The following is a 22,643-nucleotide window of genomic DNA, read 5'->3' on the forward strand; positions in this document are numbered from 1 at the left end:
ATATTAATTCCGACACCAACGAATTTAATATTAATTAAGAATTTTTTACTGCCAAACCAAAAACTTATTATGAAAACAATTTCAGTTGCAGCGATGCCATCTGAACAGGAAATAAATGCGGGAAATCGGCGCTTTCAAACAGCACTTAAAACCCTGGCAACTTTGACTTTGTTGCTATTAGCAATGCCTCTGAATCTCGGTTTGACAATTATAGCCTTACTCAGAGCCATACTCACTAAACCGTTCCAGTCGCGATCGCACCTAGCCACTCCCCAAACGATTTTAATCAGTGGCGGCAAGATGACTAAGGCATTACAGCTAGCGCGATCGTTCCACAAGGCCGGTCATCGGGTAATTTTGGTTGAAACCGAGAAATACTGGCTAACTGGTCATCGTTACTCTTGGGCAGTCGATCGCTTTTACACAGTACCAAATCCCCAGACAGAGGAATACCCCCAAGCACTCTTGAAAATCGTCCAACAAGAGAAAGTTAATGTCTATGTACCAGTCTGTAGCCCCGTCGCCAGTTACTACGATGCCGCAGTCCAAAGCGTACTTTCTCCCCACTGTACGGTAATGCACGTCGATGTGGAAACGCTGCAACGATTGGATGATAAATATACATTTGCCACCGCTGCGGAAGCCTTGGGGCTGCGAGTTCCGAAGTCTTATCTAATTACAAATCCCCAACAAGTAATCGATTTTGACTTCACTGGTACACAGCGCAAATACATTATCAAAAGTATTCCCTACGATTCTATTCGCAGGTTAAACTTAACTAAATTACCCTGCGAAACTCCAGCCCAAACAGCCACTTTTGTCAAATCTTTACCAATTTCTGAGAGTACACCTTGGATTATGCAAGAGTATATTCCGGGGCAAGAGTTCTGCACTCATAGTACCATCCGTAATGGTCATGTTCAGTTGCACTGTTGCTGTGAATCATCGGCATTTCAGGTAAACTATGAAAATGTCGATCGCCCGGATATCGAAAATTGGATTCGTCAGTTTGCCAAAAGCCTCAATTTGACTGGACAAGTTTCCTTTGATTTCATGCAGGCGGCGGATGATGGAGAGATTTACGCGATCGAATGCAATCCCCGCACCCATTCAGCCATCACGATGTTTTACAACCATCCCGATGTCGCTAAGGCTTATTTAGATCCGAATCCGCTACCAGAAACTGTGCAGCCCTTGGCATCTAGTCGCCCGACTTACTGGATTTACCACGAAATTTGGCGATTGGTGACTAATTTGTCGTCACCAAAGCTAGTTTCTGAGCGGTTACAAATTATCACCCAAGGTAAAGATGCCATCTTCGATTGGAACGATCCGTTACCATTTTTGATGGTGCATCATTGGCAAATTCCCTTGTTATTGTGGGGAAATTTGCAGAAGCCGAAAGAGTGGATTCGGATTGATTTTAATATTGGCAAACTTGTAGAAATAGGAGGAGATTGAGAATGTCAGTATTACGGGTTTTGCATTTAGTCGGATCGGCAGTCAGTGATTTTTACTGCGATTTGTCGCGCCTTTACGCCCAAGATTGTTTGGAGAATACGGCTAATTCAGCACTGTATGAATTTCATATTGCCTATGTTTCTCCCGATCGCACTTGGCGTTTTCCGACATCTCTGGATAAAAGTGCGATCGCGGCGGCTAATCCCATGTCTTTAGCGGGGGCTGTGCAGGTGCTGAGCGACCTCAAAATTGACGTAACGATCCCCCAGATGTTTTGCATTCCAGGCATGACTCAATACCGCAGTTTGTTCGATCTGTTGAGTATTCCCTATGTGGGTAATCCGGCGGAGTTGATGGCATTGGTGGCGGATAAAGCGAGGACGAAGGCGGTGGTAGCAGCCGCTGGGGTAAGCGTACCGTTGGGAGAAATTGTCCGTAGGGGCGATCGAACTGCGATCGATTTCCCAGCCGTACTTAAGCCAGTGAATAGTGATAATTCCATTGGAGTGGCTTTCGTGAAAAATGCTGCTGACTATGATGCAGCTTTGCAGACAGCATTAACTCATTCAGATGAAGTGCTAGTAGAAAAATTCATTGAATTGGGTAGAGAAGTTCGCTGTGGAATTATCGTCAAAGCAGGCGAGTTAGTCTGTTTGCCACTGGAAGAGTATGCTCTAGATCCTGATACGAAGCCGATTAGGAGTTATGCTGATAAGCTCAAACAAAATGACGATGGCCACTTGAGCTTGACCTCTAAGAATATTACCAAGTCGTGGATTGTTGACAAGAGCGATCCGATTACGGAGAGAGTTTGGGATATGGCGAGAAAATCCCATATTGCTTTGGGATGTCGAGATTATAGTCTATTTGATTTTCGCATCGATCCGCAGGGAAAACCTTGGTTTTTGGAAGCTGGATTATATTGTTCTTTTGCTCAGAAAAGTGTGCTTTCTGCGATGACGAAAGCATCGGGAACTTCTCTCGATAGTTTTTTTGACAGTATGTTGCAAAATGCTTTGCAGAGATGACTCAGGCTGAGTTTGCGATCGGAGTAGCTAAAACATCACAAAATTTGTGAAATAATGATCGTATCAAGAATTTCTGTGGATACTTTGAGATTCAGTCGATCGGCGCGATCGGTATTTTTAGATTTTGGACTTGAGTCCATAGCAAACTTCACTTCCTATGTCAAGGACTTTCCGTATTTTGCGGAAAGTCCTTGTGTAACCTTCTAGCTTTCCGCATACTAATCACCAGACAGAGGAAACCACAACATGATCCAAACCATATCCAAAACAATCACGTTTGATGAGTTCGTTGCTTGGTATCCAGAGAACTCTGTCCATAAGTACGAACTACACAATGGAGTTATTGTTGAAATGCCCAAAGGAACTGGCGACCATTCAGATGTTACAGGCTTTATAAGCTTAAAACTAGGAGTTGAAATTGACCGTGGTGAATTACCCTACTCAATTCCAGGTGACTGTCTACTTAAACCCGTCCGTGACGAATCAGGCTACGAACCAGACGTAATAGTCCTAGACAGAACCGCACTTGCAAACGAACCGCGCTATAAAAAAGAATCCGTCATCACGATGGGGTCTTCGGTGCGACTGGCTGTAGAGGTCGTCAGTACCAACTGGCGGGATGATTATTTTTTCAAAGCTTTTGACTATGAAGAGATGGGCATTCCCGAATACTGGATTGTCGATTATTTAGGTTTGGGCGGCCGCAAGTTTATCGGTAATCCCAAACAACCAACACTTTCGGTTTATCAATTAGTAGATGGGGATTATCAGGTGAAACAGTTTAGGGGAAGCGAAACGATTGAGTCGCTGGCTTTTCCAGGATTGAAATTAACGGCCGAACAGATTTTTCGGGCTGGTTTACCTGCAACCGAGCCGACTTAGAACAAATGGTGCGATCGGGTATTAAAAGAATATCAAATCGGGTACAAAAGGACACCAATTTTTTGATAAATTACCGTTTTATATCAAGTGCTGTTTTGTTAGGACGGGCGATCTAACTCATATCAGCTACGGTTTAATTTGTCAACGATAGCATCTATCGTTGTGAGATTTTCTAGCTTTCCGCATACTAATCACCAGACAGAGGAAACCACAACATGATCCAAACCATATCCAAAACAATCACGTTTGATGAGTTCGTTGCTTGGTATCCAGAGAACTCTGTCCATAAGTACGAACTACACAATGGAGTAATTGTTGAAATGTCTTTAGGAACTGGCGACCATGCCGACGTTATAGGTTTTCTTTCCAGTGAAATCAATTTTGAAATCAGACGACTGCAATTATCCTACTCAATCCCTGGTCACTGCTTACTCAAGCTTTCCCGTGACGAAGCAGGTTATCAACCAGACGTAATAATCCTAGACAGAACCGCACTTGCAAATGAACCACGCTGGAAAAAAGAATCCGTCATCACGATGGGATCTTCAGTGCGACTGGCTGTAGAGGTTGTCAGTACGAACTGGCAAGATGATTACCTGGTTAAAGTAGCCGATTATGAAAGATTGGGTATCCAGGAATATTGGGTTGTGGATTATGCTGCTTTGGGCGGCAGACGCTTCATTGGCAATCCGAAACAACCGACTATCTCGGTTTACCAGTTGGTTGACGGGGAATATCAAATCAGTCAGTTTCGGGGAAATGACATAGTTGAATCGCTGGCATTCCCAGAGTTAAAATTAACGGCAGAGAAGATTTTTATTGCTGGTTTGCCGAACTAACCAAGGCTGTTCTTCCTAGACTTTCTGGTGTGGTATAATCTGAAAAAGTGCGATCGCACTTTATAAAAATTTATACCGTGCCGTAATGACTACGCCGTCGAATCCGCCACCGACTCCGCTGACTCCGACACCATCCCAATCGAGTCCAACTCCTGTAGTGCCATCTCCTCCAGTGACTACGCGATCGGGTACATTCACGAAAAAAGTAGTGATGAGTGTTTTAGAGGTTGTCGATCAGGTGTTCTATATGTTTTTTGGTTCGTTTGGGAGGACAGTTTTTGGATCTATTCAGGATGCGATAGCACTTAGTATTCTTTTTAAACTTCCCAGTTTAATCTTTCAAATTATTAGCGCTAAAAAATTTGCTGATTTCACGAGTTGTTTGCAAGAAAGCCCTTGGGGATCATCGTTTTATTTTTGTTTCATTATCGTAGGTTCTGAGTTTTTGTCATTGATACTTATCGCAGGTCGAATTATTGCTCGGTCTTGGGCAGATTGGAAAAATTTGAGAAATAATCCATAGGAGATATTTGATATGACTTTAGTCAACCGCAAACAAATTAGTCTTTATGATGAAGCTAAAGGTGGATTAACTTCTTTAGTCAAGCAAACGGCTCAAGTTGGTGTTGGTTTGTTGGGAATGCTGTTGCTAACAGGAGGAAATCCGCCAGCTTTGACAGTAGGGTTAAGTGTAGTTGGGGGAATTGCGTTTGTTGCTTGGAGTGAAGAGAAGCGACTGACTAAATTTTATGCGCGACAGACTCAACTCAAACACGATCCTGTCATTGCGAGTGAAACGAAGCAATCGCAACCTCTTAACTCTAGTGAGTCTGAATCGCATGAGTCAATTCAAAATGACATAAAAAAAATTCTGGAAGCAGATACAAATAATTTATCTGAATTGGTGAGACAGGCTGGTCTAAATCCACATGAAGATTTAGCAGGAGCTGATTTAAATAGTGTTAAAGGAGTTGGCTGCAAATTAAGCAGATTCAATCTCAGCGGTGCAGACTTAGATCATGCCGATTTGAGTCGTGCCGATCTGAGTTTTGCTAACTTAAGGAAGGCTAAACTAACAAACGTAAAACTTTGTCGCGCTGACTTAAGTGGTGCTGACTTGAGAAATGCTTTGCTAATGGATGCCAACTTGAGTTTTGCTGACTTAAGCGATGCCGACTTGAGTGATGCCGACTTGAGTGATGCCGACTTGAGATTTGCCAACTTGAGAAATGCCAACCTGAGCTGTACAAACCTGAGCGGTGCAGATTTGAGTGGTGCCGACTTAAGTGGTGCCAACCTGGGCGGTGCTAACCTCAGCGGTGTCAACCTGAGCGGTGCTAACCTTAGCCGTGCCCACATGATCTCTCCCAACCTGAGCGGTCGCAACCTGACCATTGCCAAGCTGATGGTCGGTGCCCACATGATCTTTCCCAACCTGAGCGGTGCCAACCTGAGCGGTGCTAACCTGAGCGGTGTCAGCCTGAGTGGTGTCAACCTCAGCGGTGCTAACCTGAGCGGTGTCAGCCTGAGCGGTGTCAACCTGAGCGCTGCCAACCTCAGCGATGCCAACCTGCGCGGTGTCAACCTCAGCGATGCCGACCTGAGCGGTGCCGACCTGAGCGGTGCCAAGCTGAGCGGTGCCAAGCTGAGCGGTGCCAAGCTGAGCGGTGCCAAGCTGAGCGATGCCGACTTGTGGAGTGCCGAATTGAGCGATGCAGACTTGAGCGATGCAGACTTGAGCGATGCAGACTTGATCGGTGCCAATTTAAGCAATGCTAATTTAAGCAATGCTAATTTAAGCAATGCTAATTTAAGCAATGCTAATTTGACGGCAACAAACCTGATGACCGCCAAAGTTGAAAGTGCTCGATTTGGTAACAATGTCGGACTTGATAAAGATGGAAAGTATGAATTAAAAAAGCGAGGTGCAATCTTCCCGCAAGACGAACTTATCCCTGCATTGGTGTAAAATTTTTGTTGAGACGGCAAAGGATCGGTTAAGTTAAGAGTTGCGGTCAAATATGTCTTCAATACGAGCTATAATAGTTGAATAACGTTGGGGTAAGTAAAAAACTAACATGAATCAAACTTCTACAGTTACGATCGCCAACACATTTTATCAAATCCTCGCAGAAATCTCTGCAACCTCTGGAAAATCAATCCAAGCAGTTCTCGAACAAGCGATCGAACAATACCGAAGACAACAGTTTCTAGAAACAGCCAACCAAGCTTACATCGCTCTACGCAATAACCCCGAAGCTTGGCAAGAAGAACTTGAAGAACGATCGCTCTGGGATATCACTTTAGTTGACAGTTGACAGCCTTTATTTCTTAGTCCGCGGAGGCGGACTTTGTTTGTATAGTAGCGGTTTCAACCGCCGAATCATCTGAATTCCCCGATCGCACCCACCGACACATTGCAATTTATCAAATTGTGTGGTATCATAAAACGTTCTCGAAAATAGCGCAACAGCAAATATTACTGCATGGCAACGAAGCCAACGATCGCATTTACTCACCTCGGCTGCGAAAAAAATCGCATTGATACCGAACACATGATTGGCTTGCTGGCTCAAGCAGGCTATGAAGTCGATTCTAATGAAGAATTAGCGGATTACGTCGTCGTCAATACTTGCAGTTTTATCCAAGCTGCGCGAGAAGAATCAGTCCGCACCCTGGTAGAATTAGCCGAAGCTAATAAAAAAGTAGTCATCACCGGCTGTATGGCACAGCATTTTCAGCAGCAATTGCTGGATGAATTGCCGGAAGCCGTCGCAATTGTCGGCACTGGCGATTATCATAAAATAGTCGATGTGATGCAAAGGGTCGAAAAGGGCGATCGCGTTTCTCTCGTCTCTAGTGAACCAACTTACATCGCTGACGAAACTACTCCCCGCTATCGCACAACATCCGAAGGTGTCGCTTATCTGCGAATAGCAGAAGGCTGTGACTACCGCTGTGCTTTTTGCATTATCCCGCACTTGCGCGGAAATCAACGATCGCGCACGATCGAATCCATCGTCGCCGAAGCCAAACAATTAGCCTCCGAAGGTGTCAAAGAAATTATCTTAATTTCTCAAATTACCACCAACTACGGCAAAGATATTTATGGCGAACCGAAACTAGCCGAATTACTCCGGGCTTTGGGTGAAGTAGATGTACCTTGGATTCGGATGCACTACGCCTATCCAACAGGTTTGACTCCCCAAGTTGTCGCAGCCATCCGCGAAACGCCCAACGTTTTGCCGTATTTGGATTTACCCCTGCAACACTCGCACCCGGAAATTCTGCGGGCGATGAATCGACCTTTTCAAGCTGGGATCAATGATGCCATAGTCGATCGGCTGAAAGCATCAATTCCTGGTGCCGTCATGCGGACAACTTTCATAGTCGGCTTCCCCGGCGAAACCGACGAACACGCAGCACACTTGCTCGATTTTGTCAAGCGCCACGAATTCGATCACGTCGGAGTATTCACATTTTCCGCCGAAGAAGGCACGCCAGCCTACAGTTTGCCAAATCAACTGCCACCAGAAACAATGGAAACTTGGCGCAATGCAGTAATGGCGGCACAACAACCTATATCATTGAAAAAGAATCAAGCATCTGTCGGTCAGGTAGTTGATGTCCTGATAGAACAAGAACAACCAGAGACAGGCGAGTTGATTGGTAGATCCGCCCGATTTTCCCCAGAAGTAGATGGACTCGTCTATGTGACAGGAGAAGCACGGCTGGGATCGATCGTACCTGTGAAAATTACGAGTTCAGATATCTACGACCTCTACGGTCAAGTCGCTTTTGGATTTTAGATTTGGGATTTTAGATTAAAGAATTGATTTGCAGGGCAGTGAATCTGCGAGCTTGAATTTTAAGTCTAAAACTTTGCGATCGACTCTGACGCTCGTGTCGGAAAGCAAGTATCCGTCTGTAGGCGGGTCAAACTCTAAGTGTTGCTGGAATTGTCGCCTCAGACGGTGTGGCGAAAAAAACCGGACACCAGCCAAAACGATTAGCGGATTGTTCAGGAAAAGTAACCATTAGTGCAAGATTGTGCAAAGATATGTAGAAAAGGGGCTGTAAACTTTTTTACCCCCTCTCTGGCAATCGACCCGCCCCGTCGGGGTGCGGTTATCTCTACAGAACGATCGGAGAATTTTAACGAATTAAATGTTTTGTTTCTGAATGTAAAGAGTTATGATGATAACAAGCCAGAAATAAGCGGGGAAAATTTGAGATTGCTTCGCCGTCCGCCCTACACCACAACGGTATCCCGAAAGAGTGTTGAGATGGATAGGCGGTAACGGTAGTCCAAAAACGGATAGAAGCCGCCGACGCCAGGAGTAGAGAGGTTAAAATTTTAGACGCTAGTTCAAGCTGCCAGATTCATCTGTGGAGTAAATCTAAAATCTAAAATCTAAAATCTAAAATCGACTGACGGTCGCTACATTCCCTGTTGAATCCCGCAGGCGACGGATTGCGGGATAGCGCCTGAACCAACAAAACTGTAACTACTATATATGTAGTAAAGTGGGGCTGGTCATCATCCTCACTATAAAATGCCCTAGAGAGAAAGCTTGCAAGTACCTCAAAGGAAGTCCAATGTACTGTTTAAAGAATGTTGGAAGCCGATAACCCCACCGCTGGCGGTTGGTATCGGTGATGTCAGAAAATCAAAGACGGCTGTCGAATCGGTAAATTAGTCACCATCGACGGAGCTGCCCTATACTCGATTGCTATTTGAAAAGGTGCGCGCAGGCGCAGCACCATACAGAACTCACAATGAGTTCCTGCCCTAGAGCAGAAATCCGCATCCGAGTTGGGCAACTTAGAAGGCTAAGACTCGTTATTAGGAGAATTAATGAATTTATTGTTTGAAGGTTTGGGTCTTTCCGAAGAACTCGTTCTCCATCTGGAAACACTCGGCTTTACAGAACCTACTCCCATCCAAGTACAAGCAATTCCGCACCTGCTAGCAGGCCGCGACGTTGTGGGTCAAGCTCAAACTGGAACGGGCAAAACGGCAGCATTCTCGTTGCCCATCTTGGAGCGGATTGATTTAGATGTAACAGCGGTACAAGCATTGGTGCTGACACCGACTCGTGAATTGGCGATGCAGGTAACTGAAGCTATCCGCGATTTGAGCGGTATCAGCAGCGAGGGCCCGGTAAAACTCGGTCGCTCTCTGCAAGTTCTGACAGTGTACGGCGGTCAATCGATCGATCGCCAAATGCAGCGTTTGAAGCGCGGCGTTCACATTGTTGTCGGTACACCCGGACGCATATTGGATATGCTCAGCCGCGGCAGCCTGAAACTCGACAAGGTACAGTGGCTGGTTTTGGATGAAGCTGACGAAATGCTGAGCATGGGCTTTATCCAAGATGTGGAAAGAATCTTGGATGCTGCACCAAAAGACCGTCAAACGGCATTTTTCTCGGCGACGATGGAAGCTTCTATTCGGAAATTGGTAGCGCGGCATTTGCGCAACCCAGTCAACGTCACCGTAGAACAACCAAAAGCAACGCCGAAACGCATCAGCCAAGGCGTGTACATGGTTCCCCGCGGCTGGTCTAAGGCAAAAGCTTTGCAGCCAATCCTAGAAATGGAAGACCCGGAATCGGCGCTGATTTTTGTGCGGACTCGGCAGTCGGCGGCGGAACTTACCAGCCAACTGCAAGCCGCAGGCCACAGTGTTGATGAATATCACGGTAATTTGAACCAAGCACAGCGGGAACGTTTGCTGCATCGGTTCCGCCAATGTCAAGTCCGCTGGGTAGTGGCGACTGATATTGCGGCCCGCGGTTTGGATGTGGATCACTTGACTCACGTAATTAACTACGATTTGCCAGATAGCGTAGAAAGCTACGTTCACCGGATCGGACGCACGGGCCGGGCTGGCCGCGAAGGAACTGCGATCACGCTGATTCAACCAGTGGATCGCCGCAAATTGCGCTTGATTGAACGCCACGTGCGATCGAGCTTGACTGTACGAAACATTCCGACACGGGCTCAAATAGAAGCTCGTCAGTTGGAAAAGATGCAGGGTAAGGTTCGCGAAGCTTTGGCCGGCGAACGGATGGCATCTTTCTTACCTCTGGTGTCTCAGTTGTCTGAGGAATACGACTCCCATGCGATCGCCGCAGCAGCTTTGCAAATGGCCTTCGATCAAAGCCGTCCGGCTTGGATGGGCGCCGATTACGCTCAACAAGAAGATCCCCCTATTGGTGGAGAAAACAGCGTCAAGCCAATCTTGATCAAGAAGCGGGCTAAGACTGGCGCGCCGACTAATTCAGTCGGTTCGAGCGTTCCTGCTCCCGTTCCCCAGAACAGCTAATTAGTAGGGTGCGCGCTGCGCGCCTTATTTTCTAACTGGTAGGGTGCGAAATTCGCACCTTATTTTTTTATGTGTGGAATTAATCTAGAGGTACGTTGTTGCGCTTCAGCGCTCTTTATAGATATATATAAAAGCGCTAAAGCGCAACAACGTACCTAGACTGCCCGTGATTCTCAATACTTGTTTTCAGCAAACCTGAAAATCCTCGGAAGCTAGAAGGACTGAAGTCCTCACTACGAACCTCTACACGGGGATTTTTGGACGGTTGTGTAATATTTTAGTTGAGCTGGGTGCCGACAATAATCTTTTGCACGCGATCGCCCTTAAGTTCCAAAACCAAATTAGAGGCCTTTTGGTCGTTGCTGTAAGTCAACCGACTCACTCCACCCTGCACCGATTGCGAGCTGTAACCGTAAGTTTTAAGGACTTTTTGACTTTTATCTCCTACCTTAATACTACTCGTTGTTACGTACTTGGGATTCGTAGTAGAAATTAAATAAACTTTGCCATTCCAGGCTGCTACCGTCAATTTCGAGTAGGTTAGCGTGCGAATCTTGCCACCCATAGCCTTGCTACCCGGTTTCGTTTCATCCCGCTGGGGTTTGCCCAACTTGCGTTTAGCCTCTTCTACAGACATCCCCAAACGCACACCGCCAATCCCCAAACGCGAATAATCGATCGCCGCCGGCTTTTGTGTGGCGTTCAACATACTTTCTAGAGCGACAGCAGTTTGATTCATACCCACAACAGGGCGAATTAAAGCAGCAAATCCGAAGCTCGAAATTGCGATATTGAGCATGATGCCAGCAACGGCTGTTGTCACAAACAATCTTACCATTTTTTTATACCTTTATTTTGCAGTTTATTCCTGCAATACCCTGTTATATCCGGATAAATACTAATGATTGCGGGCGAATACAATTCGCTCCTAAACAGCCAAAGTCCGCCTGCGAGGACTAAAGGAGTAAGGATATTCATCCCCAAAAATATAACATAGAGAAATCCGGTTTTAGTAGGGGGCGTACCCCCGTGCTCGTCTTTATTCGGGGTTTCTGAATACCAACACCATTTTACGTTTAATTAGCGCGAATACTTCATCACCGGAATGGGTGTGATATCCTAACAAAAGCCCTTTCTCCATAAAATTTGCAATTTAGATGACCGCCATAGATTCCACTAAACACCAGAAATCTAAAGCCCTGAAACCGGGCAGCCGCCGCCCCGCTAAAGAACTTTGCAGCGAGTGCGGTTTGTGCGATACATATTATATCCATTATGTCAAGGAAGCTTGCGCTTTCTTAACTCAGCATATCGCAGAACTGGAAGAGGAGATTCACGGGCGATCGCGCAATCTCGACAATCCCGACGATTGGTACTTCGGCGTCAGTCAAAATATGATGGCGGCCAAGAAAAAAGAACCAATAGAAGGCGCTCAGTGGACGGGAATTGTCAGCACAATTGCGATCGAAATGCTAGAAAAAGGCATCGTTGAAGGCGTTGTCTGCGTCCAAAATACCAAAGAAGACCGCTTTCAACCGATGCCAATAATTGCTAGAAATCGTGAAGAAATTTTGGCAGCAAAAGTCAACAAGCCAACTCTATCTCCCAACCTTTCAGTGTTGGAACAAATCGAAAAGTCGGGAATGAAGCGGTTGTTAGTTATTGGCGTTGGCTGTCAAATTCAAGCATTGCGAACAGTCGAGAAACAACTCGGTTTAGAAAAGCTCTACGTTCTCGGAACTCCCTGTGTAGATAATGTCAGCCGCGCGGGATTACAAAAATTCCTAGACACGACTAGCCGTTCTCCTGAAACGGTGGTGTCTTACGAGTTTATGCAAGACTTTAACGTTCATTTCAAACACGAAGATGGTTCGGAGGAAAAAGTGCCATTTTTTGGATTGAATACGAAGGAATTGAAAGATGTTTTTGCTCCTTCTTGTTTGAGCTGTTTTGATTATGTGAATTCCTTGGCAGATTTAGTTGTGGGCTACATGGGTGCACCTTTTGGCTGGCAGTGGATTGTGGTACGAAATGATACTGGGCAAGAAATGTTAGATTTGGTAGCGGATCAGCTAAACACTCAGCCGGTGATGTCTCGGGGAAACAGAAAAGAAGCGGTTCAGCAGAGCATTCCGGCTTATGAAAAAGGAGTGACATTGCCGATGTGGGCGGCGAAGTTAATGGGAGTTTTTATTGAGAGAATTGGGCCGAAGGGTTTGGAATATGCTCGGTTTTCAATTGATTCTCATTTCACTCGCAATTATCTGTATGTGAAGCGGAATTATCCCGAAAAATTGGAGGCTCACGTGCCAGAATATGCGAAGCGGATTGTCGGGCAGTATAAGTTGCCAGAGTGATTTGATTAGGAGAGTTTATAATTGATGTTTTGTCGGGACATGGCAATGCGGTGTCCTTGTATGCAGTTGCTGAAAATTAGAGGTACAAGATTATGACACTTACGGTTGCACAAAAACACATGAATTTACCAAAGTCGATCGCACTTGCTTGTTGTGTACTCCTCGCATCATGTGAAAATAAACCTTCGGAGTCAGCCTCCGAGACGAAACCGGGAAACAGTCAAGGAACATTTGCTCAACTGTGTCGCGAGAAAGCTTCTTTGAGTGCTGAAGCCAAAAATACTGTTGAGGTGTTGTTGAAGACAGCAGGAACTACTGAGTGCGAGGTGGCTAATCAAAAACTGTCAAGTATCACCGAACTCGATCTCAAAAACAATAAAATCAGCGATATCACACCCTTGAAATATTTTACTCAACTGACGAGTCTAAACCTTGGGGGTAATAACATCAGTGACATCAAACCGCTGGAATCTTTGACTAATCTGAGTTGGCTCTATCTTGGGTTTAATAAAATCAGCGATATCACGCCTTTGCCATCTTTGACTAAGCTAAATTGGCTATACCTCAACAACAATAAAATCAGCGATGTCAAATCCTTGCAATCTTTGACTAAAGTCAGTGAACTCAATCTCAGCGACAATCAAATTAGTGACATCAACTCCTTAAAATCTTTGACTAAACTGACTGCGCTTTCCCTCAGCGGAAATCCGGCTCCCAAAACTTGCCCTCTCAAGCCAGAGTCTATTTGTAAGTGGGGAGCGCCAACTAAATCATAAAACTTTATAATGACATCGATCGCCTTTAAATACTTCAGTCGCAAATGATGATAAATTTGGTATTTATCGGAAAAGTGCGATCGCCCTTATCGACTAAAAGCGATCGCACATTCCTACAAATCAGCAGCGTGTTCCTTCAACTCGTCCAAAGAAACGTATTCCAAAGTTAAGACATGAGTCGCCGACAAAACCACAAGCGGCGCACATCCAGCATCCATTGCTTCCTTCCAACGAGGCGCGCACAAACACCAACAATCCCCTGGTTTCAATCCCGGAAATTTAAAGTCTGGAACCGGGGTACTCAAATCGTTTCCCATTCTTTTGGTGTACTTCAAAAACTCTTCTGTTACTTTTGCACAAACGGTGTGAGCCCCTAAGTCTCCGCCACCCGTATTGCATTTTCCGTCCCGATAATAGCCTGTCATCGGCGATGTGCAGCAAGTTTCTAATTTTGTGCCCAGTACATTTGTCGCTTCCGTAACCATCGCAGCTCCTCCACACAACTCTGCGATCTAATTTTACACAAAAGGTGGTTTTTATATATTTTTTTCCATTGCAAAGTTAATAAATTTTTGTCCTCTCCGCTCTACTTCTTGCTTTCGGATCATCATAAATCCCTGGGTTTCAAAAAAAGGTCTAGCTGTAATGCTGGCTTCGGTAAATAACTTTCTAAGTCCTAATTCTTTGGCTTTTGACTCAATTTGTGTTAAAATTAGCGTCCCAACTCCTTGTCTTTGAAAGTTTTTGTGGCAGTAGAAGCGATCGATATGGCCGTTGATTTCTAATTCTCCAAAACCTGCGATTGTATCGCCCTCTTCTGCTACGAAGGTAAATTTACTGCTTAAACTTTGCATCCATGTTTGAATATCGGTATCTGCTGGCGCCCAAGCATCTACTTGGGCTGTTGTATAATCGCGGATATTTACTTCGTGCACGGTGTCGTAAAATAGTTTGACAATTTTTTCAGTGTCGCCGATTTCGTAGGTTCGTACTTTCATAATAATTAAGAGTTAAAAAAAAGAATGCTACTCTAGATCGGCTCAAAACCACGATCGCAATCTGTCATTTCCCATTCTAAAATCTAAAATCTAAAATCGACTGACTGACGCAGATTGATGGCGGGGTGTTTTGGATTTTAGGCTAAACTCGCCCCGACAAATCGACTCTAAAAATAATTAGACTCCACCCCTTGACAAGCTATGATAGTCTGTGCAACATTAATTATAACAACTGTTCGATATACTTATTTTTTTCCAAGCTCAGCCGTCAAAAGCTTTCTTTGTATTAGTTTATACTATATCGGATGTTCGATATAGGAATATTCGGTCGATCGCCCTTAAATCTCCGATAACCTAGGATCCAGAATCAAAAATCTTAAGATCGATCGACCTATGCCAAAAATAGTTGACCGCGAATTGTACCGCAAAGAATTACTGAACAAAAGTTTTGAGCTTTTTGCCGAAAAAGGCTATTCCTCCGTCACAATGCGAGAAATTGCCTCAGGAATTGGAGTTTCTACAGGAACCCTTTACCACTATTTCCCGAGTAAAGAAAGTTTGTTCGAGCAGTTAATTGTATATTTGAGCTATGAAGATACAAAAGAAGAAGCACTGGCTGAGTTAGGAAATCCACCAACTCTCGGAGAAAAAGTTGAACAACTGATGAATTATCTCAGCGGAATTGAAGATTATATGCTGAAGAATCTGTTAATCACCTTCGAGTTTTGCCACCAAAAGACTCGCAAAGAGATTGATAGCAATCAAGCACTCCAGCTAGCAGGAAAGCGTTATGAAGAGGCACTCATTTGCTACCTGGGGATCTCCGATCCAGCGCTCGCTAAATTTGTCATTTGTTATATTGACGGTTTGGTGGCAAGAAGATTTTATCAAGGCGAAAGGATATCTTTTACAGAACAAGCGAATGTATTAAAAAATATATTACTCGCTTATTTAGAAAAAAAACAACCGCAAATTTAGGAGGAATATGAATTTTCAATCTTTCATCAAGCCTAAAAATAAATTGGTAATGGGATTGGTAGTTGCTGGCGCTGCTATTAGCGTGGGTACAACTTTTTACGGCATTTCTCAGTTTGGATCTTTAGCTAAAAATGCTGAACCTTTACCCGTAGAAACACCTCCGCCCCGAAAAATCACGGCTTTGGGAAGATTGGAACCGCTGGGGGAAGTGATTCGGTTGGGGGTGTCGCAGGCGTTGGATGGCGATCGCGTGGCGAAGCTTTTAGTCAAAGAGGGCGATCGCGTCGAAGCAGGGCAATCGATCGCAATTTTGGATGCGGGCGATCGGCTAAAATCTGCTTTAGACGAAGCCAAAGAAAAAGTCAAAGTTGCTGAAGCCAATTTAGCCAAGGTAAAAGCGGGCGCCAAGTCGGGAGAACTTGCAGCACAATCTGCGACAATTGGCAAGCTAGAAGCCCAATTGCAAGGAAACCGGGAGGCGCAACAAGCAACAGTCGATCGGCTGCAGGCACAATGGCAAGGAGAAAAAACCGCACAGCAAGCAACCATCAGCAGAATAACCGCACAATGGCAAGGAGAAAGGAAAGCACAAACAGCAACAATTAGCCGCATAACTGCACAATGGCAAGGAGAAAAAACAGCACAAACAGCAGCAATTAACAAATTAAAAGCCGAGTCAAATAATGCCGAAACCGAATACCTGCGGCACAAAGAACTTGTTGCCGAAGGCGCTATTTCTCAATCGGTAATGGACAGCAAACGGCTGGCATTAGAAACAAGTCGCCAGCAAGTTAAAGAAGCCGAAGCAAATCTCAGCCGCATCAACAGTACGGCAAAACAACAGCTTGAAGAAGCCGAAGCAAATCTTGCCAGAATTAACAGTACAGCAATCCAGCAACTCAACGAAGCCGAAGCAAATCTTGCCAGAATCAACAGTACAGCAATCCAGCAGTTAGTAGAATCTGAAGCAACACTTAAGCGCATCAAAAACAGTGGCAGCGAAGAACTGAAAGAAGCCCAAGCAACTCTCGACAAAATAGGCGAAGTACGCCCAGTAGATATCCAAGCAGCCCAAACCGAAATCAACAGCGCCATCGCCCAAGTCAAGCGCACCCAAACCGAATTAAATCAAGCTTACATCCGCACTCCGCAACCCGGAAAAATCCTCAAAATTCACACCCGTGCAGGAGAGAAAATCAGCGATGACGGCATTGCAGACGTAGGAGAAACTCAGCAAATGGTAGTCGTTGCCGAAGTTTACCAAACCGACATCAGCAAAATCAAGGTTGGGCAAAAAGCAGGTGTTACCAGCCAAGCATTTTCAGGAGAATTGCCGGGAACTGTTAAAGAAATCGGGTTAAAAGTCAGCAAACAAAACGTGTTTAGCAACCAGCCGGGAGAAAACTTAGACAGCCGAGTTGTGGAAGTGAAAATTCACCTGAATCCTGAAGCTAGCAAACAAGTTGCGGGATTGACAAATTTGCAGGTACAAGTAGCAATTCAGAAGGACTAAAGTCCTCACTACGAACCTTTGAGATTGAAATTTATGGCAGAATTAGGGCCAGATCCAAACCTACCTTATCCGATGGCAAACCAGCGCCGGGTTTGCTTTATCAAAAACTTTGTTAAATCGCCCAATATTGTTGTCGGTGATTACTCTTACTACGACGATCCGATCGATCCGGAAAATTTCGAGAGAAACGTACTTTACAATTACGGAAGTGAAAAATTAATTATTGGTAAATTTTGTGCGATCGCCACCAACGTCAAATTCATCATGAACGGTGCAAATCACAAACTAGACGGCATTTCTACCTATCCATTTCCAGTCTTTGGGAACGGCTGGGAAACAGCAATGAATCTATTAATGGAACTGCCAAGCAAAGGCGATACCATTATTGGCAATGATGTTTGGATCGGCTATGAATCCGCGATTATGCCCGGAGTTAAAATCGGCGACGGTGCGATAATTGCTGCCAAATCTGTTGTGGCAAAAGATGTTCCCGCTTACACCGTTGTCGGCGGAAACCCCGCAGGTTTAATCAAACAGCGTTTCAGCGATGCTGAGGTGGCTCAACTATTACAAATGCGCTGGTGGGATTGGGAGATTGACAAGATTTCGCGCAATATTAACTTAATTATGCAATCCGATATTAAAGCACTCAGTAATGCTGAGTAAACTCGCAAATACAGCGATTATCATAAAGATGAGGTACGTTGTTGGGCTTTAGCCCTCTTAGCTTAAGTGGTTATATAAGCTGTCGATTATACCTCATCTTTTTGAGAAAGGCTATATAGCGATTTAACATTAACAAAGTCGAGGTTTTCCAATGCTTAAGATTGCCTACTTAGTTCTCTGTATTCTAGAAACAGCTTTGCCCTATTCGCAATTTATCCAGTTTCTCTTAGAAAAAGGGTTGAATGTCAACGAGTTCTTCGGACAATTATTTGCGAATCAAATTTCCGGTTTTTTCGGCATGGATGTCATCGTATCTTCCGTGGTTTTGTGGATTTTTGTATTTAGCGAAGGTTCGCGTCTAAAAATGAAAAACTTGTGGATTTATATTGCGAGTAATTTACTGGTTGGTGTTTCCCTGGGTTTGCCTTTATTTCTCCTAATGCGGCAACGCAAAATTGAACAAACAGCTTCAATTTTTTGAAATAACAATGCCCAATGCCCAATGCCCAATGCCCCATGCCCAATTCCCAATTCCCCAAATATTATGTTTCGCAAAACACCCCTTGCTTGGTTGCAAGTAACCAGAGAAAAAACCCGCCTCGCTGTTGCTATCGCCGGAATTGCCTTTGCAGATATTCTGATTTTTGTGCAACTCGGCTTTCAAGATGCACTCTTCGATTCTGCTGTTAAGCCGCACGAAAGTTTACAGACAGATTTAGTGTTAATCAATCCTCAATTTGAAACTTTTGCTGCGGTAAAACAGTTCAAAAGAGAGCGACTTTATCAAACACAAGGAGTCGCGGGAGTCAAGTCTGTTACTTCTTTATATATTGGGATGGGACAGTGGCGAAATCCCACAAACCGCACTACGCGAGGAATTTTAATTTTTGGCATAGATCCTGGCAACACAACATTTATTTTGCCAGATGTCAATCAGAATTTGGCTCAACTGCAAAAGTTCAATAATGTGTTATTTGACCAAGCTTCTAGACCTGAGTATGGGGAAATTGCCAATATTTTTAATACACAATCTACCCTCGAAACTGAACTTAACAAACGCAATATTCAAGTAGGAGGAGTATTTACTCTCGGTACTTCTTTCGTGGCTGATGGCAATGTCATTGCTAGCGATTCTACTTTCATGAATTTATTTCCAGAACGCAAACCAGATGAAATTGATGTGGGTTTAATTCAGTTGCAACCGGGGGCTGACATCCTCAAAGTTCAATCAATGTTGAAAGCTATTTTGCCGGATGATGTGAAGGTTCTGACATTAGCAGAATTTGCAGAAATTGAAAAAGCTTATTGGGGAAATGCTACTCCGATCGGCTTTATTTTCGGATTCGGTACAATTATCGGATTCATTGTTGGTTTGATTATTGTTTACCAAATTCTTTACTCTGATGTTTCGGATCACTTGGCTGAGTACGCGACTTTAAAAGCAATGGGATATAGCGATCGCTATTTAGTCGGAGTTTTAGTTCAGGAAGCATTGCTGTTAGCTGTTTTGGGCTTTATGCCGGGAATTGTTTTGGCTAACGGACTGTATTCCTTAGCGCAATCTGCGACATTGCTGCCAATTGCGATGACGGCAAATCGAGCGACTACTGTGTTGGGTTTGACAATTGTGATGTGTACTGGTTCTGGGGCGCTGGCTTTGCGGAAATTGCGATCGGCGGATCCCGCCGACATTTTCTAGAATAAAAAAAACTCCTGTTTCACAGCAAAAAAGAGGTTCGTAGTGAGGACTTTAGTCCGCATCAAAAAAAAGGTTCGTAGTGAGGACTTTAGTCCGCATTTGGAGAGGACTGAAGTCCTCACTACGAACAGGTTAATCAATGAGGTTCGTAGTGAGGACTTTAGTCCGCATTCAAGAGAGGACTGAAGTCCTCACTACAAACATTAAAAAACACAAAAAATCACCATGCAAACCCTAAATTCTCCCGCGAACTTCGACCCAACTATCACAAATCAAGCTGTAATCTCCGTCAAAAACCTCAACCATTACTTCGGCAAAGGATCCCTCAAAAAACAAGCTTTATTTGATATTAATCTCGATATCAACTCTGGGGAAATAGTAATTATGACGGGGCCTTCTGGTTCGGGTAAAACAACTTTACTGACGATGTTAGGCGGCCTGCGTTCGGCTCAAGAAGGGAGTCTGAATATTCTGGGGGAAGAAATACGGGGCGCTAGTAAGAATCAGTTAACTAAGTTGAGAAAGCAAATTGGTTATATTTTTCAAGCGCATAACTTGATGACGTTTTTGACGGCTAAGCAAAATGTGCGGATGTCTTTGGAATTACATAAGGAAATGCTGAATCAGAATATGGATGCTTTGTCAATATCAATGTTGGAGGCTGTGGGTTTAGGCGATCGCGTCAATTATTACCCAGAAAATCTTTCGGGAGGACAAAAACAAAGAGTGGCGATCGCCCGGGCGTTAGTCAGTCGGCCTAAAATAGTGTTAGCGGACGAACCGACGGCGGCTTTAGACAAACAATCCGGGCGAGATGTGGTAGAAATTATGCAGACACTAGCAAAGGAACAAGGCTGCACGATTTTGCTCGTAACGCACGACAACCGCATTCTCGATATTGCCGATCGCATTATCTACATGGAAGACGGCCGTTTAGTGACAAATTTAGCCGATCGGGCAATTAGTCATTAGTCAGTAGGGGCGGTGGATGGTGCGGGCCCGCCCTCTTAGTCGTAGAGTGCGTCGCCACAAAGAATCTCTCAAAAAATAAACAATCGATGAGCGACGCACCAAACCAAGAATCATTAGTCATTTGTACAAGATGTGAGTTAAAATTAATGGTGAATACTCCCTATAATAAATAGTACAAAGTAACCGCAATGGTTTACAGCGAATTTAATTTAGAAAGGGTCAAAAAAGACTTTAACCTAACTACTTTGGAAAGGTTAAATATTTTTGCGGACGCACCTGAAGTAGAAAGCAGTCAATGGCTGAAAGATACTTTGCAATACTATCAGCCGATCGTCCGCGGCAGCAACAGTGAGAAAGCGCGATCGGAACTCATCATAGCTCCAATTTTGGTAGAATTGAAAAGACAAAAGAATGAGTCAGTAAATTTATTCTCTGGAGTTGATTTCACCGTTGACGAAGCTAAAGGGTTAAAAGGAATTTGTGATTTTATTGTTACCAAATCCCCAGAAGTTTTTATAATTACTGCCCCAGTAATTACGATTGTCGAAGCCAAAAAAGAAAATATTAATGCAGGTTTGGGGCAGTGCGCTGCTGAAATGGTTGCTGCTAGAATATTTAACGAGCGATCTGGTAATGAAGTTGAGGCAATTTACGGAGTTGTCACAACGGGAAGTATTTGGCAATTCCTGAAACTGCAAGGGCAAGAAATAGAAATAGATTTAAGCGAGTATTATCTCAAAGACGTGAATAAAATTTTAGGCATTTTGGCGATCGGCATAACTTAATTAGGACAGGACTTACGCTCATGGACTGGAGTGCGTAAGTCTTGTTAATAAGTCTTCTTCCTTCTTCCTTCCCCCTTGGGGGGCAGGGGGGTTCTTCTTCCTTCTTCCTTCTTCCTTCTACTTATTTGGCCGGCCCGACAGCCTCGATCGCAGCTTCCAGGGCGATCGACACATGAGTCCAATGAGTACCCCCTTGACAAAAAGCCACATAGGGTTCTCGCAGAGGCCCGTCTGCTGAAAACTCCGAGGTGCTGCCATCAATAAAAGTACCGCCAGCCATCACCAACTGACTCTCGTATCCCGGCATCGGCGCCGGTACTGGGTCTAAATACGAACCGACTGGGGAATTTTGCTGCACAGCCCGACAGAAAGCAATTAACTTATCAGCAGAACCGAATTCGATCGCCTGAATTACATCCCTGCGCTTCGCCAAAGGAATCGGATTCACCCGATAACCCAGCTTATAAAAAACATAAGCCGTCAAATGATTGCCCTTCATCGCCTCGCCCACAAACCCCGGGGCCATAAACAAACCCTGAAACAGCAAGCGGTTCAAATCAAAAGTCGCGCCCCCGCTGCTACCGATGCCGGGCGCTGTCAAGCGACAAGTTGCCGCCTCCACCAGATCCGCCCTCCCGGCCACGTAACCGCCCGCAGGGACGATCGTACCCCCTGGATTTTTGATTAAAGAACCCGCCATCAGATCTGCACCCACAGCAGTAGGTTCGCAATCATCAACAAACTCGCCGTAACAATTATCAACAAAGCAAATTGTGTTAGGATTCTGATGTTTGACTAGATCGACGATTTTTTTAATCTCAGAAATAGACAGACTCGATCGCCAAGAATAACCGCAAGAGCGCTGGATCAAAACCAGGCGAGTTTTTGTTGAAATAGCAGAGCTCAATGTCTGCCAATCCACACTACCTTCGCGAGTTAGAGGCAACTCACGGTAACTAATGCCGAAGTCAATAAGTGAACCTTGACCTTGCCCCCGCAAGCCGATCACTTCTTCTAAAGTATCGTAGGGAGAACCAGCCACTGCCAACATTTCGTCACCGGGACGCAGGATGCCAAACAGAGCACAGGCGATCGCGTGAGTACCCGAAACAAACTGTACCCGCACCGCTGCCGCCTCGGCCCCTACAACTTCGGCAAATACCCCGTCCAAAGTCTCCCGACCCAAATCATCGTGGCCGTAACCCGTAACTCCTGCAAAATGGTGGACTCCAACCCGGTGGCTGCGAAAAGCTTTTAAGACTCTTTGAAGATTTTGCTTGACTGTCGCGTCAATACCAGAAAAAATCTGAAAGAGTGCCTGTTCTGCTTCCTGTAGCCGTGAAACGCTATTCATCTAT

The 22,643-nt window shown here is 44.8% G+C and carries 23 protein-coding genes; 18 read left to right on the top strand and 5 right to left on the bottom strand.

All coding sequences use genetic code 11. The annotated features are described in order from the left end of the window. The first annotated feature begins 69 nt into the window (after positions 1-69). The 4 genes from QZ938_RS13430 (at position 70) to QZ938_RS13445 (ending at position 4,210) form a co-directional block, all read left to right on the top strand. A complete protein-coding gene (locus QZ938_RS13430) occupies positions 70-1,461 on the top strand; it encodes an ATP-grasp domain-containing protein (protein WP_363318837.1) in 1,392 nt (463 codons plus the stop codon). 2 nt (positions 1,462-1,463) lie between these two features. Further along, entirely contained in the window at positions 1,464-2,489 is a 1,026-nt protein-coding gene (locus QZ938_RS13435; RefSeq protein WP_293351893.1) for an ATP-grasp domain-containing protein, read from the top strand. Between the two features lie 246 nt (positions 2,490-2,735). Beyond that, entirely contained in the window at positions 2,736-3,371 is a 636-nt protein-coding gene (locus QZ938_RS13440) for a Uma2 family endonuclease (protein WP_293351895.1), read from the top strand. 215 nt (positions 3,372-3,586) lie between these two features. Then, positions 3,587-4,210: a Uma2 family endonuclease gene (locus QZ938_RS13445; RefSeq protein WP_293351897.1), complete on the top strand. Its 624-nt coding sequence runs from the start codon at positions 3,587-3,589 to the stop codon at positions 4,208-4,210. A gap of 60 nt (positions 4,211-4,270) precedes the next feature. Here QZ938_RS13445 and QZ938_RS13450 read toward each other — a convergent pair whose 3' ends face one another. Then, complete coding sequence (locus QZ938_RS13450) at positions 4,271-4,408, bottom strand: hypothetical protein (RefSeq protein ID WP_293351899.1); 138 nt, start codon at positions 4,406-4,408, stop codon at positions 4,271-4,273. 13 nt (positions 4,409-4,421) lie between these two features. On the opposite strand from QZ938_RS13450, the gene QZ938_RS13455 reads away from it, so the two are divergent. The 5 genes from QZ938_RS13455 (at position 4,422) to QZ938_RS13475 (ending at position 10,541) form a co-directional block, all read left to right on the top strand. Further along, positions 4,422-4,733 (top strand): hypothetical protein, encoded by a 312-nt coding sequence (locus tag QZ938_RS13455; protein WP_293351901.1) that lies wholly within the window; start codon positions 4,422-4,424, stop codon positions 4,731-4,733. 12 nt (positions 4,734-4,745) lie between these two features. Then, the gene (locus QZ938_RS13460) at positions 4,746-6,179 is read left to right on the top strand and encodes a pentapeptide repeat-containing protein (RefSeq protein ID WP_293351903.1); all 1,434 of its coding nucleotides are present in this window, start codon (positions 4,746-4,748) and stop codon (positions 6,177-6,179) included. Positions 6,180-6,288: 109 nt separating this feature from the next. Continuing rightward, the gene (locus QZ938_RS13465; RefSeq protein ID WP_293351905.1) at positions 6,289-6,528 is read left to right on the top strand and encodes a hypothetical protein; all 240 of its coding nucleotides are present in this window, start codon (positions 6,289-6,291) and stop codon (positions 6,526-6,528) included. Between the two features lie 168 nt (positions 6,529-6,696). Further along, a complete protein-coding gene (gene rimO / locus QZ938_RS13470) occupies positions 6,697-8,019 on the top strand; it encodes a 30S ribosomal protein S12 methylthiotransferase RimO (protein WP_293351907.1) in 1,323 nt (440 codons plus the stop codon). 1,049 nt (positions 8,020-9,068) lie between these two features. Continuing rightward, entirely contained in the window at positions 9,069-10,541 is a 1,473-nt protein-coding gene (locus tag QZ938_RS13475) for a DEAD/DEAH box helicase (protein WP_293146672.1), read from the top strand. Between the two features lie 277 nt (positions 10,542-10,818). On the opposite strand, the gene QZ938_RS13480 is transcribed toward QZ938_RS13475, so the two are convergent. Then, the gene (locus QZ938_RS13480; protein WP_293146670.1) at positions 10,819-11,379 is read right to left on the bottom strand and encodes a hypothetical protein; all 561 of its coding nucleotides are present in this window, start codon (positions 11,377-11,379) and stop codon (positions 10,819-10,821) included. Between the two features lie 319 nt (positions 11,380-11,698). Here QZ938_RS13480 and QZ938_RS13485 point away from each other — a divergent pair, with 319 nt between their 5' ends. Then, complete coding sequence (locus QZ938_RS13485) at positions 11,699-12,898, top strand: Coenzyme F420 hydrogenase/dehydrogenase, beta subunit C-terminal domain (protein WP_293146668.1); 1,200 nt, start codon at positions 11,699-11,701, stop codon at positions 12,896-12,898. A gap of 92 nt (positions 12,899-12,990) precedes the next feature. Further along, positions 12,991-13,674 (top strand): leucine-rich repeat domain-containing protein, encoded by a 684-nt coding sequence (locus QZ938_RS13490; RefSeq protein WP_293146666.1) that lies wholly within the window; start codon positions 12,991-12,993, stop codon positions 13,672-13,674. 113 nt (positions 13,675-13,787) lie between these two features. On the opposite strand, the gene QZ938_RS13495 is transcribed toward QZ938_RS13490, so the two are convergent. Next, positions 13,788-14,159 carry a DUF2237 domain-containing protein gene (locus QZ938_RS13495; RefSeq protein WP_293146664.1) on the bottom strand — a complete coding sequence of 124 codons (372 nt, stop codon included), beginning with the start codon at positions 14,157-14,159 and terminating at the stop codon, positions 13,788-13,790. Between the two features lie 51 nt (positions 14,160-14,210). Beyond that, positions 14,211-14,672 (bottom strand): GNAT family N-acetyltransferase, encoded by a 462-nt coding sequence (locus QZ938_RS13500; RefSeq protein ID WP_293146662.1) that lies wholly within the window; start codon positions 14,670-14,672, stop codon positions 14,211-14,213. A gap of 393 nt (positions 14,673-15,065) precedes the next feature. Between QZ938_RS13500 and QZ938_RS13505 the strand changes: the two genes are divergently transcribed. The 7 genes from QZ938_RS13505 to QZ938_RS13535 all read left to right on the top strand — a co-directional run bounded on the left by QZ938_RS13505 (position 15,066) and on the right by QZ938_RS13535 (position 21,285). Next, on the top strand, positions 15,066-15,650 hold the full coding sequence (locus tag QZ938_RS13505; RefSeq protein WP_293146660.1) for a TetR/AcrR family transcriptional regulator: 585 nt from the start codon (positions 15,066-15,068) through the stop codon (positions 15,648-15,650). A 7-nt stretch (positions 15,651-15,657) separates the two neighbouring features. Continuing rightward, the gene (locus QZ938_RS13510; protein WP_293351909.1) at positions 15,658-17,163 is read left to right on the top strand and encodes an efflux RND transporter periplasmic adaptor subunit; all 1,506 of its coding nucleotides are present in this window, start codon (positions 15,658-15,660) and stop codon (positions 17,161-17,163) included. 33 nt (positions 17,164-17,196) lie between these two features. Continuing rightward, complete coding sequence (locus QZ938_RS13515; RefSeq protein ID WP_293351911.1) at positions 17,197-17,829, top strand: Vat family streptogramin A O-acetyltransferase; 633 nt, start codon at positions 17,197-17,199, stop codon at positions 17,827-17,829. A gap of 151 nt (positions 17,830-17,980) precedes the next feature. After that, positions 17,981-18,310, top strand: coding sequence for a DUF2834 domain-containing protein (locus QZ938_RS13520; RefSeq protein WP_293351913.1), 330 nt, complete (start codon positions 17,981-17,983; stop codon positions 18,308-18,310). Positions 18,311-18,331: 21 nt separating this feature from the next. Further along, positions 18,332-19,528: an ABC transporter permease DevC gene (devC, locus tag QZ938_RS13525; RefSeq protein WP_293351915.1), complete on the top strand. Its 1,197-nt coding sequence runs from the start codon at positions 18,332-18,334 to the stop codon at positions 19,526-19,528. 225 nt (positions 19,529-19,753) lie between these two features. Next, entirely contained in the window at positions 19,754-20,500 is a 747-nt protein-coding gene (locus QZ938_RS13530; protein ID WP_293351917.1) for a DevA family ABC transporter ATP-binding protein, read from the top strand. Between the two features lie 188 nt (positions 20,501-20,688). Further along, the gene (locus QZ938_RS13535) at positions 20,689-21,285 is read left to right on the top strand and encodes a hypothetical protein (RefSeq protein ID WP_293146648.1); all 597 of its coding nucleotides are present in this window, start codon (positions 20,689-20,691) and stop codon (positions 21,283-21,285) included. 121 nt (positions 21,286-21,406) lie between these two features. Here QZ938_RS13535 and QZ938_RS13540 read toward each other — a convergent pair whose 3' ends face one another. Continuing rightward, positions 21,407-22,639 (bottom strand): methionine gamma-lyase family protein, encoded by a 1,233-nt coding sequence (locus QZ938_RS13540; protein ID WP_293340269.1) that lies wholly within the window; start codon positions 22,637-22,639, stop codon positions 21,407-21,409. Positions 22,640-22,643: the final 4 nt, after the last annotated feature.

Source organism: Microcoleus sp. CAWBG27 (assembly GCF_020883145.1).
Taxonomy (GTDB): Bacteria; Cyanobacteriota; Cyanobacteriia; order Cyanobacteriales; family Microcoleaceae; genus Microcoleus.